Raw genomic sequence first — 18,960 nt, 5'->3', positions numbered from 1 at the left:
ATTATTTATTTTTTTGCTTCTTCAATATAAGAAGTGGCTTGACCAACGGTAGCAATGTTTTCTGCTTGGTCGTCTGGTATTTGGATATCAAATTCTTTTTCAAATTCCATAATAAGTTCTACGGTATCTAAAGAATCCGCACCTAAGTCGTTTGTAAAGCTAGCTTCACTTACTACTTCATTTTCGTCTACTCCTAGTTTGTCAACGATAATGGCTTTTACTCTTGATGCAATGTCTGACATGATTATTAATTTTAAGTTTATACAGTTGGCAAAAATAAAAACTTTTAATTGAAAACAAGTTTTAATGCCAAAAATGTGATTAAAAATAATTAAATTTACTGAATATACACACTATCAACCTAATAAAAATTCACAACTAAAGCTTAACCTAATTGAGAATGAATACAATAAAAACTAAAAAGATTGTGATTTTTGCATCGGGAACGGGAACCAATGCGGAAAATATTATAAATTATTTTGACAGAACACCTAGTCAAGTTGAAGTATCACTTGTTTTATCCAACAATGCTAAAGCAGAAGTTTTAGAAAAAGCACACTTTCATGATGTAAAAGCGGCTCATTTTGATAAATACAGCTTCCAAGGTAGCGAAGAAGTGCTTCAATTGCTGAAAGAAATTAACCCAGAATTAATTGTCCTTGCTGGATTTCTATGGAAAATACCCCAATTTTTAATTGAAGCTTTTCCTAAACAAATCATTAATATTCATCCTGCTTTGTTGCCTGATTACGGCGGAAAAGGAATGTATGGAGACCACGTGCACAAAGCGGTTTTAGAAAACAAAGAGAAGAAATCGGGCATTACTATACATTATGTAAATGAAGTGTATGACGATGGAGAAATTATTTTTCAAAAAGAAGTAGAAGTAGAGCCCAACGATACTTTACGAAGTCTACGCGATAAAATTCGAGTTTTAGAATACCGGCATTACCCAAAAGTAATTCATGAATTGCTAGAAGGAAAGTAACTTATGGCAAAACAAAAATTCTATGTAGTTTGGGAAGGTTTTGAACTGGGAATTTACAATTCTTGGGAAGAATGCAAAAAGTACATTGCAAATTATCCCAATGCAAAGTATAAGTCTTTTAAGAGTTTAACTGAAGCCAAAGATGCTTTTAATATGGGTTATTTTGGCTATAAAAAACAAGAAGGCAAAATTAATCCCGCGTTTTTAAATGAAATTGATTTCAATTCTATCGCCGTAGATGCAGCTTGTAGCGGTAATCCGGGTAAAATGGAATACCAAGGTGTGGTGACTAAAACCAAACAAGTGCTTTTTAAAAAAGGTCCATTTTTAAATGGAACCAATAATGTAGGAGAATTTCTTGCTTTAGTGCATGCCTTAGCTTTGGTGAAGGAAAAGAAATATGATATTTCCATTTATTCAGATTCAAAAATTGCCATTTCTTGGGTGAAGCAAAAAAAATGCAAAACCAAGTTGAAACCGAATGCCCAAAACGAAAAGCTTTTCAATTTAATTCAGCGTGCCGAGTTATGGCTAAAACAAAACCAATTTTCAACTCCTATTTTAAAATGGGAAACCAAAAAATGGGGAGAAATTCCTGCTGATTTTGGAAGGAAGTAAGTCTTGTTTTTTTAGCCTGATAAGTAATATGTAAAAGCGTATATTTGCAAAAAATTAAAACTATGTCTCATCAATTACTAATCGTAGGTACTGTTGCCTTCGATGCCATAGAAACACCTTTCGGAAAAACGGATAAAATACTCGGTGGTGCAGCAACTTACATCGCTTTAGCTGCAGCCCAATATAAAAAAGTAGATGCTGGAATTGTTTCTATTGTAGGAGATGATTTTCCACAAGAAAACTTAGACTTACTTACTAACAACGGAATTAACCTAGAAGGACTTGAAGTAGTTCCAGGCGGTAAAACTTTTTTTTGGAGCGGGCGGTATCATAATGATATGAATTCCCGAGACACTTTAGATACACAATTAAATGTCTTAGCTGATTTTCAACCAAAAGTGCCCGAAAAATTTCAAGATGCTGAAATTGTAATGTTGGGAAATTTGCATCCAGCTGTGCAATTAAGTGTAATCGATCAACTCAGAAAACCCAAATTGGTGGTTTTAGATACCATGAACTTTTGGATGGATACCACTTTAGATTTATTGAAAGAAGTCATTGCTAAAGTAGATGTAATTACCATTAATGATGAAGAAGCTCGACAGCTTTCTGGCGAATATTCTTTAGTGAAAGCCGCTCGTGCAATTCGAGATATGGGACCGAATCACGTGGTAATCAAAAAAGGAGAACACGGCGCTTTATTGTTTCATAACGAAGAAATGTTTTTTGCGCCAGCACTTCCGTTAGAAGAAGTTTTTGACCCAACTGGAGCTGGAGATACCTTTGCTGGCGGATTTACAGGTTACTTAGCCAATTCCAAAGACATCAGTTTTGAAAATATGAAAAATGCAGTAATTCACGGTTCTAATTTAGCTTCCTTTTGTGTAGAGAAATTTGGAACAGAACGCATGCAAAACCTAGATAAAAATGAAGTAAAAGAGCGTTTAAAGCACTTTAAAGCTTTAACTCAATTCGAAATAAACTTAACTAAATAAATGCTGCCCCAAATTATTGGGGCTTTTTTCTATTCTATTTTACCATGAGCGACGCAATAAAACACGAATGCGGAATAGCATTACTAAGATTACAAAAACCACTTAGCTTTTATAAAGAAAAGTACGGTACCGCTTTTTATGGCATCAATAAAATGTATTTGATGCTGGAAAAGCAACACAACCGCGGACAAGATGGAGCGGGTTTAGCCAGTATTAAACTCAATATGAAACCGGGAACGCGTTACATTAGTAGAGTTCGTTCTAACGCGGCACAACCTATACAAGATATTTTTTCTCAAATTAATGAGCGCATTAATACCGAGATGAAGTTGCATCCCGAATACCACGAAGATGTAGAATTACAAAAGGAAAAATTACCTTATTTAGGCGAAGTTTTTTTAGGTCACGTTCGTTACGGAACTTATGGAAAAAACAGTATAGAAAGCGTTCACCCATTTTTGCGCCAAAACAATTGGATGCACCGAAACCTGATTTTAGCAGGTAACTTTAATATGACTAACGTTACTGAATTGTTTCAAAATTTAGTAGAATTGGGTCAGCATCCTAAAGAAAAAGCCGATACCATTACGGTAATGGAAAAGATTGGACACTTCTTAGATTCAGAAGTACGAAAATTATACAAGAAATTGAAAGCAGAAGGCTTCAATAAAAAACAAGCTTCACCACATATTATCGAGCAAATTAAAGTGCATAAAATCCTAAGAAAATCGTCTAAGGATTGGGATGGCGGTTATGTATTAGCTGGAATGTTAGGTCATGGCGATAGTTTTGTGCTGCGCGATCCCGCAGGAATCAGACCAGCTTATTATTACAAAGACGATGAAGTAGTTGTGGTAGCTTCAGAACGACCGGTAATTCAAACGGCTTTTAATGTTGCTTTTGAAGACGTAATAGAATTAGAACCGGGACATGCTTTAATTACCCGAAAAGATGGGTCGAGCTATATTTCAAAAATACTTGAACCCACCGAACGCAAAGCTTGTTCTTTTGAACGGATTTATTTTTCACGCGGAAGCGATGCAGAAATTTACAAAGAGCGTAAGGAATTAGGAAGATTGCTCATGCCTGAAGTTTTAGAAGCTATAAATTACGACACGGTAAACACAGTATTTTCATTTATTCCGAATACAGCAGAAACTTCGTTTTACGGAATGGTTGAAGCCGCCCAAGACGAATTGAGCCGACAAAAAAATGAAGCCATTTTAGCGGAAAAAGAAAACTTAACCGATGAACGCCTGAACGAGATTTTGTCACACCGTTTACGAACCGAAAAAATTGCGGTAAAAGATGCGAAACTACGAACGTTTATTACGGAAGATTCCAGTAGAGACGATTTAGTTGCCCACGTTTACGATGTTACGTACGGCGTAGTAAAATCTACAGACAATTTAGTGGTGATAGATGATAGTATTGTACGCGGAACCACGTTGAAGAAGAGCATTTTAAAAATGTTAGATCGTTTGCAACCCAAGAAAATCATTATTGTTTCATCTGCACCGCAAATTCGTTATCCGGATTGCTACGGAATTGATATGGCAAGGTTAGAAGATTTTGTAGCTTTTCAAGCGGCCATTCATTTGCTAAAAGACAATAATAAAAAGCAAATAATAGATGATGTATATCAAAAATGTTTGTTGCAAAAAGAATTGCCAACAGCGGAAATCCAGAATTTTGTAAAAGAAATTTACGCTCCTTTTAGCGATAAAGAAATTTCGACTAAAATAGCCGAATTGCTAAGTGAAGGTTCCATCAATGCAGAAGTGAAAGTGATTTACCAAAGCGTAGATAAATTGCATCAAGCTTGTCCTAAAAACCTAGGCGACTGGTATTTTACTGGAGATTATCCAACTCCGGGCGGAAACCGTGTGGTAAACCAAGCCTTTATGAATTTTGTTGAAGGGAAAAAAGACCGTTCATACTAGCAAAAACCAAACATTAACAAGCTTCAGCGCAACCTTTCTACTTTTTTATATACTATTAAGTAGAAGGCTGCGTTTTCATTAAAATAAAGTTAAATTTGCCGTTTTAAAAATTCAAGTATGGCTGAAAATAATCCAACCCAAACTAACGAAGAAATTGATTTGGGGGTTTTGTTCGATAAGATAAAGTCTTTCTTTAAGTCAATACTGATTGGTATTGTTCAAATTATTCAATTTTTTTGGAAGCATAAATATCCTTTAATTATAGTAGGAATTCTTGGTGTTGCAGTTGGATTGTACTTTGCTAAAACTTCAGAAAAAACACATTTAAATGAACTTTTAGTTCAGCCAAATTATAAAAGTACTCAGTATGTCTATGATAAGGTAAATGCCGTTAATAAGAAAATTATAAGTGGCGACAGTATTTTTCTTAGTGATATTTTTGGTGCTAATTATAAGAAAGTAAAGGAAATAGAAATTGAGCCTGTTGTTGATGTATATGGTTTAGTAAGTGAGTCTGAAGAAATTCAAGAAACCTTTAAAGTCTTATTTGTTGAAAACGGAAATGCTTCTTTTTTTGAAGATGATGTTAATAAAATAAATTATACTCAACATAAGATTAGAATACTTGTAAAAGGAGATGAAGACAACGAAACTATTACCATGCAGTTTTTTGATTACTTAAATTCAAATTCATTTTATCAAAAACAAAAAGAACTTATTTATATTAAAACACAAGATCAACTGGAAGAAAACAAGTTAATGCGAAGACAGATTGATTCTGTTATTGCTTATGTGCAAAAAAATCCAAGTCCGCAATTATCTAATCAAGGTTTAAGCTTTTCAGGTTCACAGGAAATAAGTGAGTTAATTGATAGAAAAAGATCTCTTTTTGTCAACGATTTTGATTTATTAAGAAGGCTTGCAACCGAAGAAGACGTAATTGCACTAGTTGATAAAACAACCGGTATTATGGATCGATCTTATAATTTTTCATTTAAAATTGTTCCCTTTCTTTTTGTAGGAATTTATTGCTTCATATTCTTGTTTATTTACCTAAGAAGAAAAGTCATCACTTTGTTATAAGCTATATTTTGGCTTATAAGTATACACATATTTACTAAAATTAATGGTTTAAAAGTTTAACTTGATAAATAAAATTAAATCAGTATTTCAAGATGTAGATTTAAAGGAAATCCTATCAAAAGGATTCTCTTTTTTATTATTAAAGTTAGGCGGTACGATAATTGGATATCTGTTTACGTTATTTATCACAGTTAAATTTGGAGCAAACACATATGGGCTCATTGCTTTGTGTTTTTCAATTTTCCTAATATTGAGTGTAGTTGGAAAGCTTGGCTTAGATACTAATGTACTGAAATTCTTTTCAGATGATAGTAATGACAAAGAAACAGGACTTTTTTTTAAATCAATATTGAAGTCCTTACTTTTCAGTTCAATAATTGCTATTTTGCTTTATTTATTTAGGTATGAGTTTGTTTATTATATTTTTAAAGAACCCAAGCCACAGTTATTACCATATCTACCATGGATTTTAGCTGCAATTCCATTTTGGTCTGCTAACCATGTATGTTCAGGCTATCTTCGAGCAAAAAAGCAAACTAATGCTTTTGCTTTTTTTTATAACCCAAGCCGATTTTTATTTTCGCTTTTAATCTTGCTTGCTTTATATACTGTAATAAACAATCCAATAATAGTAATACAGGCTCATTTTTTTGGTGTTTTAATCTCTTTCTTCTTAAGTTTTACTTGGGTGGTTTTTAAAATGAAGAAAATTCATTTTAAAAACGTTACTAGTTCTTGGGTTTTTACTAAAAATGCTTTGCCCATGATGTTTTCATCATCCATACTAATATTGTTAGGTTGGATGGATACATTTGTTATGGGAATATATGAAACAGATACCGAAATTGGTATTTATAATGTTAGTCTAAAAGTAGCAACTTTAGCTAGTTTTTCATTAGAAGCTATCAATTCTATTTTAGCTCCTAAGATTGCGAAGAGTTATTGGAAAAAAGAAATAGATAATTTTAAAAAATTAATTTTATTTTCAACTAAACTTAATTTTACTATATGTTGTATAGTAATCATTTTCATCATTTTATTTAATGATTTTTTATTGGCATTATTTGGAGAAGAATTCCTTGCAGGTAGTACTATTTTATTTATATTTTGTTTTGGACAGTTTGTAAACTCTTTCTCAGGTTCTGTAGGAGTTATTTTACAAATGATGGGAAAGCAGAAAGTTTATCAAAACATTGTTTTAATTGCTTTAGCACTTAATTTAATAGCTACATTTATTCTAACACCTATTTATGGTGGAATTGGAGCTGCAACCGCTACAGTATTAAGCATGATGTTTTGGAATTTAGCAGGAGCTATGTATTTAAAAATTAAATTAAATATTACATCTTATTTTAACCCATTTCAAAAAATTATTATCAAATCATGAAAATAAATTCATGGCTAAAATATTTTTTACCATTATCTGTAGTTAGTTTAGTATTAAAACTAAACTTGGTAGTAAGGTTTTTATTTTCAAGAAAAAAACTAACTACTTCTCATGATTTTGAGGAGCCATTTTTTATTATTGGTTATGGTAGATCTGGTAATACACTTTTAAGGTCTATGTTAATTTCTGGAGAAGAAGTGTCTATACCGCCAGAATCATACGTATTGCCTAGATTAATTAAACTTCACAAAAAATATAATTTTTTACCTTGGTCAGACTTAACAAGTATTATTGTGGGTGAATTTGAATCTTATCCAGAATTTTTTACTTGGGAGATAGATTTAATAAATGCCAAAAAAAACATCAGAAACTTACCCACAAGTAAACAAACACTTTCTCACATTATAAACGAAATTTATAAAGACTATACAATTCAAAAACACAACAAATACATGAAGTGGGGAGATAAAACCCCAGTAAATTTAAGATTTATCGATAAGTTATTGAAAGTATACCCTAATGCTAAATTTATATACATCAAAAGAAACCCAAAAGACGCAATTTCATCGGCCTTAAAAAACAACATTTATAAAGACTTGAACCAAGCATTATATTTCTATGAAATATGTCATAAAAAAATAAATTTCTTGAGAAAACACACTTCTGTAAATCAGATTATTGAAGTGAATTATGAAGACTTAGTTAGTAAGCCTATTGTTAATTTACAGCATGTTTGTGACTTTTTAAACATATCGTATTCAGAAAAAATGCTTGAGTTTTGGAATAAAAAGAACGAATTAGGTGATGTAAATGTTCACGAGCATCATAACAATATTGGAAATCCATTAAACACAAAGAGTATAGGTAAATGGAAAAAATTACTAACAAAAAATCAAGTTATTAAAATTGATAAAAGATTGAACAAATTATCATAAATTAACTGGTATGAAAGCAATGATTTCGAAATGCTAAACAGAACATGAAGGTAGCTATAATAACATCTAAATACCCAAGTAAGAAGTTTCCTTACCGCCACATGTTTGTTCACATACGTGTTAAGAAAATGATTGAACTTGGTGTGGATGTTCAGGTACTGGTTTGCACAAACAAAGAGTTAAGCTATTCCTTTGAAGGTGTAAACGTTCATCAGTACAACAATACAAGTATCATCAAACAATTGTCTAGTTTTGATGTAGTGTATCTTCATTTATTAAATTTATACCCACTTCAAAAAGCAGATGGCTGGCCAATATATCAGCACATAATGCAAAATAAGATACCTTTTTGCATGTACGTTCACGGAAATGAAGTACAAAAATATACAGCTAGAAAATACGAGTACAATTACAGTTTAAAAGAAACTTTAAAGTGGTTAAAAAAAGATCTTTGGGTTATACCAAAGATGAAAAAGTTTGTAGAAAGTGCAATTCTTCTTAGCTACGGGAAATTTATTTTTCCATCAAAATGGATGCATCAAGAAACACAGCGAAATCTAGATGTCAAAATAAAAAAACCTATTTTTATTCCTAACGGCATCAATACGGATTTTTACTCTTACCAAGACACTAGTCAGAATCGGTATAAATTAATAAGCATTAGACCTTTTTCTGCACAAGTATACCACATAGAAAAGACCATTGAAGTAATGGAACACTTACCTAAAAAATATACATTGAGTTTATTCGGTCAGGGTAAATATTTAAAGGTGTATAAAAAATTGATTAAGAAGAAAAAATTAAGTAAAAGAGTAAAAATAATTGAAGAGTTTCTGCAGCCTAAAGAAATGCTTGAACAATACAGAAAACACGGAATTTTTATATCTACTACTCGGCAAGATTCACAAGGTTTAACCATACTTGAAGCAATGTCTTCAGGTTTACTGGGTGTAAGTACACTTAATACTGCAAAACCAGAATTTATTACTCATAAAGAAACAGGTGTTTTAGCTAATACACCAGAAGAGATTGCATTACATGTAAAAAATATTACAACAGAACAAATTGAATTTAATACTTTTACAAGAAAAGCGTCTCATAAAATACAAAACTTAAGAATTAAAGACAAAGTAAGTGAAGAAATTGAAATACTTGAAAAGGTAGGAAAGAGATTATTGTGAGTTTTAAATTCAACTAGATTATTATAAGCACAACAATTATTTACTTAATATCAAATAAATGAAGAAGGCAGTTTTATTGTTAATCATATTAGTTAATCTGTCTTGCCATAAAAAGCAAAATGAATATTACCTGTACCATAACTTAAAAGGTTATTCTAACAAAACAAGAGTAAATCAAGAGTTTTTGACAGGTTATAAAGTAGATTTGGTTGGATTTTTTAAAGAGGCTAATCACAAACAATTAACTATTTTGTTAGATAAAAACACAACAGATTCAATTGTTGAAAATTACAAAATGGCAATTCATATTTTTAATAAAGAAAGTAGAGCATTTACTAAAAAAGGTTTTTATATATGTGACACAAGCCCAAGCATGCATACATTTGGAGAAAGTAAGTATTTGATTAATGAGATATCAATTCCTGGAAAGAAAATAGATAGTATAATTTTATTTTTATATGATAAAAAAGGTTTTGATGGCATTAAAGGGGATAAGATATTACTAAAAAACATTAATTTTTAAAATGATACTAACTATGAAAAAAATTTGCTTTGTGGCATTTGCTATAATTATTTGTAGCTCCTGTCAAGATGAAATAATAATCCAAGAATTTGAAGATGGATTTTATACTATTAATTCTTACTGGAGTACTTCCGAGACTAACAGTAGCGATAACTTTAAAATTGTAGATGACCCAGTAAATAAAGACAATAAAGCATTGCAGTTTCGGCTATTTCCTGAAGACTATAATTCTAATGGAAAAAGAAATGAGTTTATTTTAAAAACTAAGGATACGATAGGACTTAAAGTAGAATATTCATTTGATTTTTTATTTCATCCTGAATTCTTCAAAAAGAAAGAAAAAGATTGGATAATGATACACCAATGGCATGATAGACCACCAAAAGGTGTTAGTTGGAAAAATTATAAAATGTTTACAAGACCACCTATACATTTATATATTCAATTAAACCCTAGCGGCGAGTACTATTTGGTATATGCCTATGGTTTAAGAAACAAAGAAATGAGAAAAATTGAACATATCAAGATAGAAAAGCCACTTGAGCCTAATCAATGGTATACTTTTGAAAATACTGTTTTTTGGGAAACAAGTAATAGAGCATATTCTGTCCCGAAAATAAATAATGAATATTTTATTAATGCGGAAGTAGATGTAGAGCACAAAATTTATGGTGCAAATATGTTTAACAACGTTCCAAATTATTTTAAAATGGGACTTTATGGAAACAACAAAAGTCAAGACACTGTTTCAGTACTAATAGATAATTTTAAATATAAATTAAAAAAATAAGTCTTTAGTCGTGCAAGAAATTCTACAACTATACTTAATTAAAGATGTTTAAGTTTTTTAGGTTCTCAAAGCGTTCTTGTAATCATATCGAAACACGAAAATCAATATAATAATGGCTTCCATTTATAGAAAAGTTAGTTGAAAGAGATCTGTGGTAAGTTTCATGAGTACATTTGTTGTGGTTAATTTATTCTCACATTTAAGCTCTAAAAATAATATCAATAGAATAATATCATAATTACACATGTTAAGAATTAACCTACAGCATAAATCGTATTCAATAAATCTTGATTACTATATATTATTGCTGATGTTTTTGTTAATCCCATTCGATATGATTAATGGGGTTTTGTTGATGAATAATATTGAGTTGCCAATTTCATTTGGGCAAACACATAAATTTTTAATTATATTATTAATTATATTTAGGCTTTTAACCAAACCACGTCTTTTACTTTTTTTTATATGTTTGGTCTTAGTTTTGCTTATTCCTTCCTTAGTACAGCTATTCAAAGATTTTCAATCGAGTATTTTATTGAAAGATATTATCAAAATATTTAGGTACCTAACTCCTGTTCTGAGCTTTATGTTTTTTGTCAATATTTACAAATCAGAAAATGATTATCTTCAAAAGAAAATATTTTTATTCATAAAATTATCTTTTATCTTATTGAGTATTAGCATCCTGATTAAATATTTAGGCATAGGGTATCCGATGTATAACTATGGGAATATCGGTAGCAAAGGTCTGTTTTATGCTGGAAATGAAATTTCTGCTTTATTACTTGTACTAAGTTCTTTCTTAGGAATCCATTATTGGAAATGGAATTCAAGAAAAAAGTATTTTCTTCTCTTTATAATAAGCTTTATAACTGGTTTAGCAATTGGGTCTAAAACTGCATTTATAGGAGTCCTTTTAATATTCTTTTTGATTCCGCAAAAAAAAATAAGCAAACAAACAAAACTAACTAAATTTATTTACACAATTTTAGGAATAGGTCTTGTAACTCCTGTTTTGCTTTTTATATCATGGGAGTTTATAAAGAGAACAGAGTTATATGTAAGGTTGATTTATTTTTATGATAAATTAGATTTTATAACATTTTTATTGTCTAACCGAAATACATTCTTACTTGATGCAGTTAATGTTTATATCAATGATTATAGTTGGTTAGAAAAATTAATAGGGGTTGGACAATCTACATTTGAAAATAGAAATAACAATTCAATCATTGAAATTGATTTTATCGATATATTTTTTGCTTATGGTTTACTTGGATTATTAATATTTGTTGGTATAATTGTTTTTTTGTGGAAGCAATCTAAAAGGTTTGCTAAGTCTGAAAAGTACCCGTACGCAAATTTTGTTAATATGATGCTATTAGTACTGTTAGCAGTTTCATCTTCGGCAGGACATGTATTTAGTTCAGGCTTGGCAGCTGTTTTTATAGGTCTCTTGTTTGGTTTAATGTATAAAAGCAAAGTAGATGTATAAATTCATAAACAGTACTTTTTATTTCATTCTCTGCACATATTCTTTTCTTTTAAGCATAAGTGAAAAAGCTTCAAGTATTGCTTTTGGAGTTTTATTTTGTATTTCATTTTTGAAGATTCTTTACAACCAAAAACAAGCAACTTTTTTTCTAAAAAATAAAAAAATACTATTCTATACACCTATAATTTTCCTATTTCTTTGTCTAATCAGTTTTTTTGTATCAACAGATATATATATGACATTTAAAGCTTTGGGAAAAAGAGTATGGTTTTTATTTATTCCGGTTTTATTTCTTTGGATGCCTGTTAATGATTTTTCAAAAATAAAGCAGGTCAGCTTAAATAGTTTAACTATTGGAGCATTTACATCATCAATCATATTACTTGTAAATATATTTTTTGTTCATTATCGATTAAATGATGGCTTGGTTATAGATGCAAGTATTTTGGATTATTACCATACGGGATTTCAATTTACTAGTGTATTAGACATGCATCCTACTTATTTAGGAATGTATACCTTACTTGCTTTGGCTTATGTAATTATAGAAAAGCCTTTTAAGCAAAAGTGGGCTACAATTACTTTAATATTAATTCTGCTCATCTCAATTTTATTTATTGCTTCAAGGGTAGCTTATTTTTTAACTTTTGTATTATTCTTCTTGAAGGGAATCAAATTTTTATCAGAAAAAATAAGATACAAGCCTAGAGTTGGAATATTGTACGTATTCGGATTACTAATTATTACAACAGGTGCTGTCAAATTATTAAGTACAACATATATTGGCTATCGCTTAAGTAAAGAAACGTATTGGGATTTAACATCAGAACATTTCAATCAGGAAAATTTAATTAATAAACAAGATTCTAGACTCGCAAGATGGAAAGTAGCTATAGATTTAATAAAGGAAAGGCCTTTTTTAGGTTACGGAGCTGGGACAGAAAAATCTCATTTAGTTCAAAAATACAAAGAAAATGAAATGAATATTGCTGCTGAAAATCAATATGGTGCACATAATCAATTTTTAAGCTATTTTTTAGAATTTGGTATTATCGGTATTTTGTATTTTGCATTTTTCCTATTTATTAATATCTTTTATTCATTGAAGGCTAAACACTTTTTAGCTGCTTTTTTCTTTTTCTCATTGTCGATATCGTCATTATTTGAAAATATTATTTATAACCATGCAGGAGTTATATTTGTAGCTTTTTTCACACCGCTTTTTACTTACTTATCTTGGTACAAGCTTAAAGCGTCAAATAATGATTAAACTAAAAGATTACTTAAAAAAGTTTTGGGCGCAGGTTGTTTTGATTACATTCTTTACAACAGAAGCCATACATAAGATTTTTTTGGAAGTTTTTTATTTAAAAATATCACTTGTACAAATCACTAAATTTTCAATTATATTAGTTTTTATTTTTTTAATTTATTTAAAATCAAAAAAGCAAATTTTACACTTGCTTTTATTGCTTGCTTTTTTCTTAATTGGTCAATTTTACATTTCAAATGGTTTTCGTTTAGAAGTTCTGCAAAGCTTAGGGAGATTTTTTTTGGTTATAATTCTATTAATTTTTGCAAGCCTTTATCCACTTTCACCAAAAGCTAAAAACCAATTATTTGTGACCTTTAAAAACATAATGCTAGTTAATGCATGTTTAATTTTTATTGCTTTTGCATTTCAATTCAATTTTTTAGCTACTTATGATATTTCTTTTCGTTTTGGCTATAACGGTCTATTTGTTTCTTCTGCTACTTCAAGTTACGCATTTTTAACTTTTTTTATTCTTTGTTATTTCAGACATACTAATCAACTTTCACTTAAAAAGGACTGGAGCACAATTTTAATTATTTTCTCATCCTTATTTGTTGGAACAAAAGCTATTTATCTGGGTTTAGTTTTAATTTCTTGCTTAGCTTTTTTTAAAACCAACAAACTTTCCATAAGAGCAAAAGGTTTTTCATTACTTACAGTTTTTGTATTTGGCTTATTTATTTTTTACATAACTTTCATTAAAATTGGAGATTTTAATGAAATTAAAGAAGCTTCTGGGCTGCTAAGTGCAATTTTATCCTTTAGAAATGATTTGCTTATAAATGTGACCTTACCATACATAAATGAAAATTGGACTGTATGGAATTATTTATTTGGTGGTACATCAAATTTTGATACTCGCACACAACTAGGTTTTTTAGATGTTTTTTATTTTTGGGGTGTTATTGGAGGCATATGTTATTTTTACATTTTCCAACAAAATTTTTTCCGCTTTCGAAATACTACAGAGACCTTAATACTTTTAAGCATAATTTCCTTAATTGTTTTTATGGGAGGAAACTTTTTTGAAAGTGCAACCGCTGCAATATATATATTAATTTTGCGTGAAATATTTTTAAGTCAACAAACCAAAAGCTAAATGACTTTACCCACAATACATCTTTTAAACACACAAATCCACAACCTAAGTTTTCAAGAAACCTTAGAATATATCCAACAACATATTGTTAAAAAAAAACAGCTACACCACACCGTAGTTAATGCTGGCAAGATTGTGCAAATGCAAAGCAACCCTGCCTTAAGGGAAAGTGTGAATAGTGCAGATTTAATCAATGCCGATGGTCAAGCCGTAGTTTGGGCTTCCCGATTTTTAAAAAAGCCATTAAAAGAACGCGTGGCTGGTGTAGATTTAATGCATTCTTGCGTGGAAATGGCTGCAGAAAACAACTATACCATTTATTTATTTGGAGCTACGCAAGAAGTGGTAGAAAACCTGGTACATAAATACAAGACAACATATGGAAGTCATGTATTAGCGGGTTATAGAAACGGTTATTTTAATGAAGACGAAGAACAACAAATCGTAGAAGATATTAAACAAGCTAAACCACAAATGCTTTTTGTAGCCATGCCATCGCCAAGAAAAGAGAATTTTCTGTACATGCACCGCGATGCTTTAAAACAAGTAAATTTCATTATGGGCGTAGGCGGAAGTTTCGATGTTTTTGCCGGAAAAACCAAACGCGCACCACAATGGATGCAAAATGCAGGATTGGAATGGTTTTACAGGTTTTTGCAAGAACCCAAACGCATGTGGAAACGTTATTTAATTGGCAACTCTAAGTTCGTCTACCTAGTTTTAAAAGAAAAACTATTTCCTTCTCATAAATAACCAACTTTAGCATTCTTCATTTGCAAAAACTTAACAGAACAACTACATTTGAAAAAAATTGAAACTAACTAATCATACTTCAATCAAAAATTGACAACTAAATCGTAAACTTATGAAAATAACCGTAGTAGGAACAGGCTATGTAGGTCTGGTAACTGGAACATGTCTAGCCGAAACAGGAAACGAAGTAATTTGTGTAGATAACAATGCAGAGAAAGTACAACAAATGAAAGATGGTGTGGTGCCCATTTACGAACCACACTTAGATGTACTATTTGAAAGAAATATAGAAGCTAAACGACTAAGCTTTACAACTGATTTAAAAGCGGGTTTAGATCACGGAGAAGTTATTTTTCTTGCTCTACCCACACCAGAAGATGAAGACGGTTCAGCTGATTTATCTTACGTTTTAGGTGTAGCAAAAGAAATTGGAGATTACATAACCGATTATAAAGTAATTGTAGATAAAAGTACCGTTCCTGTTGGAACTGCAGAAAAAGTTACAGCTACCATCGCTAAAACCGCTAAAGCTGAATTTGATGTAGTTTCTAATCCAGAATTTTTACGCGAAGGTTTTGCGGTAGACGATTTCTTAAAACCTGAACGCATTGTTATTGGTACCGAAAGCAAAAAAGCGGCTGAAATCATGCAACGTTTGTATAAACCTTATGTGCGTTCTGGAAACCCAATTTTGGTGATGGATGAAAAATCGGCAGAATTAACCAAATATGCAGCCAATTCATTTTTAGCTACTAAAATTACCTTTATGAATGAAATTGCCAACTACTGTGAGTTGGTGGGTGCCGATGTAGATCATGTTAGAATTGGTATGGGAACCGATTCTAGAATTGGTAAACGCTTTTTGTTTCCAGGAATTGGATATGGCGGTTCGTGTTTTCCAAAAGACGTAAAAGCTTTACACAAGTCTGGGAAAGATGCAGATTTCAGCTTTAAAATTTTAGAAGCAGTAGTTGATATTAACGAGCAACAAAAAACCAAGCTCTTCCCTAAAATGGAAGGCTATTTTAAAGGCGACTTAAAAGGAAAAACCATTGCGGTTTGGGGTTTAGCTTTTAAACCAGAAACAGATGATATTCGTGAGGCTCCAGCTTTGTATATGATTGATTTGCTATTAGAAGCAGGTGCAAAAGTAAAAGCCTTTGATCCTGAAGCCATGGAAAACGTTGAGCGAAAATATGGCGATAAAGTTACTTTTTGCAATAGCATGTACGAAGCTTCAGAAGCTGCAGATGCGTTATTGATTTGTACCGAATGGAGTATTTTTAGAACACCTGATTTCAACAAATTGAAAAGTCAGTTATCAGAACCTGTAATTTTTGACGGAAGGAATTTATATACCACCGAAGAATTAAAAGATTTTGGTTTTCATTACTTATCCATAGGAAGAAAATCAATTTAAAAAATACAATAATATAAAAGCTTTTATAGTTGTTATTAAAACATCTTTAGAAGCTTTTTTTTACATTTAAACTCAAGCAAATGAAACGAATTTTAATTACGGGAGCAGCCGGATTTTTAGGATCCCATTTATGCGATAAATTTATTGCTGAAGGATATCATGTTTTGGGTATGGATAACCTCATTACAGGCGATTTAAACAATATTGATCATTTGTTTAAAAACAAAAATTTTGAATTTTATCATCACGATGTTTCAAAATTTGTTCATGTGTCAGGAAAATTAGATTACATTCTTCATTTCGCTTCACCAGCTAGCCCAATTGATTATTTGAAGATTCCCATACAAACTTTAAAAGTAGGTTCTTTAGGAACACATAATTTGTTAGGATTAGCCAAAGAAAAAAACGCACGCATTTTAATTGCAAGTACATCTGAAGTGTACGGAGATCCATTGGTTCACCCACAAACAGAAGAATATTATGGAAACGTAAACACCATTGGCCCACGAGGTGTGTATGATGAAGCCAAGCGTTTTCAAGAATCCATAACCATGGCATATCATCGTTTTCATGGTTTAGAAACACGAATTGTTCGGATTTTTAATACCTACGGACCAAGAATGCGTTTAAATGATGGTCGTGTAATTCCAGCTTTTATCGGACAAGCCTTACGTGGAGAAGACTTAACGGTTTTTGGAGAAGGAAACCAAACCCGATCTTTTTGTTATGTTGATGATCAAGTAGATGGAATTTACAGACTGCTTTTAAGCGAATATGCTGAACCAGTAAATATTGGTAATCCTCATGAAATAACCATTAAAGATTTTGCGGAAGAAATTATCAAACTTACCGGTACAGACCAAAAAATAGTATATAAACCTTTACCCAAAGACGACCCAATGCAAAGGCAACCTGATATTACACGCGCCAAAGAAATTCTAGGTTGGGAGCCCAAAGTAAATCGGGCAGAAGGCATGAAAATTACCTACGATTATTTTAAAGGCTTAAGCGAAGAAGATTTAAGAAAAAGCGAACACAAAGACTTTAGTAAACATATAGTTCGATAATTTTTATGGGTAGCAAAGTAGGAAGATATTCAGGTTATTTAAGGCCGCTTACCTTTGTGGTAGACTGGACTATCCTAATTACATTTGCCTATTATTTTAATTTTGAAACCGAACAGTGGTTCTATTTTTCCATTTTTTCGGTTTTTTCATGGATTATACTTTCTCTAAAGACAGATTACTACGAAGTTTATCGTTTCACTAAGACCTTACGCATAATCTCTTTATCGGTAACCCAATTTGTAGTTTTTACTTTAGTGGTTTTTTTCTACTTCAAAGTTTTTAATTTAAATGAGTATAGCACTCCTGAAATTTTTGACTATTTAGGACGAATATTCTTACTTATTTTTTTGTTCAAATTAGGTACTTACTTGTTTCTGAAAAAATACCGAAGTGTCTTTGGTAAAAACTACAGACGAACAGTAATTATTGGAGATACTTTAAAATCCAATCAACTAAAGGATTTTTTTGTAGCTAACCCAGAGTTTGGCTATAAGTTTATGAAGCAGTTTTCCGTAGAAGATATCAACAAACAGAATTTACAGCTTCAAAAGTGTTTCGATTACATCATTCAAGAAGATATTGACGAAATCTATTGTTCAACTTCAGATTTAGAAGATGAAAGCATCAATGAAATTATCGATTTTGCAGATAACAATTTAAAAGTGCTTAAGTTCTTGCCTGATAATAGAGATATTTATGCCAAACGTTTAAAAATAGATTATTATGGTTATCTACCCATCTTATCTCTACGTACCATTCCTATAGAAGAACCTATTAATCTATATTTAAAACGTGTTTTTGATATTATAGTTTCAAGCCTAGTAATTGCAGGAATTTTATCTTGGCTAACACCTATTTTGGCAATTTTGATTAAAGTAGAATCAAAAGGCCCTGTTTTTTTTAAACAGAAAAGAAACGGTTTAGATTACAAGGAGTTTTATTGTTTCAAATTTAGATCCATGAAACCCAATCCAGAAGCAGACATTCATCAAGTGCGAAAAAATGATGTGCGTATAACCAAGATTGGAAAGTTTTTACGTAAAACAAGTATAGACGAACTACCTCAATTTTTCAATGTTTTTTTAGGTGAAATGTCTGTAGTTGGACCACGTCCACACATGGTGAGTCATACACACATGTACGCAGAACGTATTGATAAATTTATGGTAAGGCATTTTGTAAAACCAGGAATTACAGGTTTAGCTCAAGTAAGTGGATTTCGTGGAGAAGTAGAAACTGACCACGATATTATCAGTCGAGTTAAATTTGATATTTTCTATCTAGAAAATTGGTCTATTTTATTAGATGCAAAAATTATATTTTTAACAATTTTAAATGCTGTAAAAGGCGATAGAAAAGCTTATTAAC

18 protein-coding genes are annotated in these 18,960 nt (G+C 31.0%); 17 read left to right on the top strand and 1 reads right to left on the bottom strand.

What is annotated here, in order from left to right; all coding sequences use genetic code 11:
* Positions 1-5: 5 nt before the first annotated feature.
* A complete protein-coding gene (locus IEV72_RS06285) occupies positions 6-242 on the bottom strand; it encodes an acyl carrier protein (RefSeq protein WP_188404730.1) in 237 nt (78 codons plus the stop codon).
* A gap of 158 nt (positions 243-400) precedes the next feature.
* On the opposite strand from IEV72_RS06285, the gene purN reads away from it, so the two are divergent.
* From purN to IEV72_RS06200, 17 genes are all read left to right on the top strand, one after another.
* On the top strand, positions 401-988 hold the full coding sequence (gene purN / locus IEV72_RS06280) for a phosphoribosylglycinamide formyltransferase (protein ID WP_188458253.1): 588 nt from the start codon (positions 401-403) through the stop codon (positions 986-988).
* 3 nt (positions 989-991) lie between these two features.
* A complete protein-coding gene (locus IEV72_RS06275) occupies positions 992-1,606 on the top strand; it encodes a ribonuclease H1 domain-containing protein (RefSeq protein WP_188458252.1) in 615 nt (204 codons plus the stop codon).
* Between the two features lie 62 nt (positions 1,607-1,668).
* Entirely contained in the window at positions 1,669-2,601 is a 933-nt protein-coding gene (locus tag IEV72_RS06270) for a PfkB family carbohydrate kinase (RefSeq protein ID WP_188458251.1), read from the top strand.
* A gap of 44 nt (positions 2,602-2,645) precedes the next feature.
* Positions 2,646-4,544 (top strand): amidophosphoribosyltransferase, encoded by a 1,899-nt coding sequence (locus IEV72_RS06265; RefSeq protein WP_188458250.1) that lies wholly within the window; start codon positions 2,646-2,648, stop codon positions 4,542-4,544.
* Positions 4,545-4,661: 117 nt separating this feature from the next.
* Positions 4,662-5,627: a bMERB family protein gene (locus tag IEV72_RS06260; RefSeq protein WP_188458249.1), complete on the top strand. Its 966-nt coding sequence runs from the start codon at positions 4,662-4,664 to the stop codon at positions 5,625-5,627.
* Between the two features lie 61 nt (positions 5,628-5,688).
* Entirely contained in the window at positions 5,689-7,014 is a 1,326-nt protein-coding gene (locus IEV72_RS06255; RefSeq protein WP_188458248.1) for an oligosaccharide flippase family protein, read from the top strand.
* On the top strand, positions 7,011-7,949 hold the full coding sequence (locus IEV72_RS06250) for a sulfotransferase family protein (protein WP_188458247.1): 939 nt from the start codon (positions 7,011-7,013) through the stop codon (positions 7,947-7,949). Before IEV72_RS06255 ends, IEV72_RS06250 begins: the two co-directional genes overlap by 4 nt.
* 44 nt (positions 7,950-7,993) lie before the next feature.
* Complete coding sequence (locus IEV72_RS06245) at positions 7,994-9,130, top strand: glycosyltransferase family 4 protein (RefSeq protein ID WP_188458246.1); 1,137 nt, start codon at positions 7,994-7,996, stop codon at positions 9,128-9,130.
* Between the two features lie 58 nt (positions 9,131-9,188).
* Positions 9,189-9,653, top strand: a complete 465-nt coding sequence (locus IEV72_RS06240) for a hypothetical protein (RefSeq protein WP_188458245.1) — start codon at positions 9,189-9,191, stop codon at positions 9,651-9,653.
* Positions 9,654-9,666: 13 nt separating this feature from the next.
* Positions 9,667-10,443 (top strand): heparin lyase I family protein, encoded by a 777-nt coding sequence (locus IEV72_RS06235; protein WP_188458244.1) that lies wholly within the window; start codon positions 9,667-9,669, stop codon positions 10,441-10,443.
* 244 nt (positions 10,444-10,687) lie between these two features.
* Positions 10,688-11,938, top strand: coding sequence for an O-antigen ligase family protein (locus tag IEV72_RS06230; RefSeq protein WP_308420162.1), 1,251 nt, complete (start codon positions 10,688-10,690; stop codon positions 11,936-11,938).
* A 235-nt stretch (positions 11,939-12,173) separates the two neighbouring features.
* Positions 12,174-13,208 (top strand): O-antigen ligase family protein, encoded by a 1,035-nt coding sequence (locus IEV72_RS06225; RefSeq protein WP_188458242.1) that lies wholly within the window; start codon positions 12,174-12,176, stop codon positions 13,206-13,208.
* 352 nt (positions 13,209-13,560) lie between these two features.
* Positions 13,561-14,352 carry a hypothetical protein gene (locus IEV72_RS06220; RefSeq protein WP_188458241.1) on the top strand — a complete coding sequence of 264 codons (792 nt, stop codon included), beginning with the start codon at positions 13,561-13,563 and terminating at the stop codon, positions 14,350-14,352.
* On the top strand, positions 14,353-15,105 hold the full coding sequence (locus IEV72_RS06215) for a WecB/TagA/CpsF family glycosyltransferase (RefSeq protein WP_188458240.1): 753 nt from the start codon (positions 14,353-14,355) through the stop codon (positions 15,103-15,105). It abuts the gene before it with no gap.
* 112 nt (positions 15,106-15,217) lie between these two features.
* Positions 15,218-16,525, top strand: a complete 1,308-nt coding sequence (locus IEV72_RS06210) for a UDP-glucose dehydrogenase family protein (protein WP_188458239.1) — start codon at positions 15,218-15,220, stop codon at positions 16,523-16,525.
* A gap of 80 nt (positions 16,526-16,605) precedes the next feature.
* Positions 16,606-17,592, top strand: coding sequence for a UDP-glucuronic acid decarboxylase family protein (locus IEV72_RS06205; RefSeq protein ID WP_188458238.1), 987 nt, complete (start codon positions 16,606-16,608; stop codon positions 17,590-17,592).
* A gap of 5 nt (positions 17,593-17,597) precedes the next feature.
* Positions 17,598-18,959, top strand: coding sequence for an exopolysaccharide biosynthesis polyprenyl glycosylphosphotransferase (locus IEV72_RS06200; protein ID WP_188458237.1), 1,362 nt, complete (start codon positions 17,598-17,600; stop codon positions 18,957-18,959).
* Position 18,960: the final 1 nt, after the last annotated feature.

Origin of the sequence: Psychroflexus planctonicus (assembly GCF_014640195.1) — a bacterium.
Taxonomy (GTDB): Bacteria; Bacteroidota; Bacteroidia; order Flavobacteriales; family Flavobacteriaceae; genus Psychroflexus; species Psychroflexus planctonicus.
This window is presented reverse-complemented; position numbering and strand designations above follow the sequence as displayed.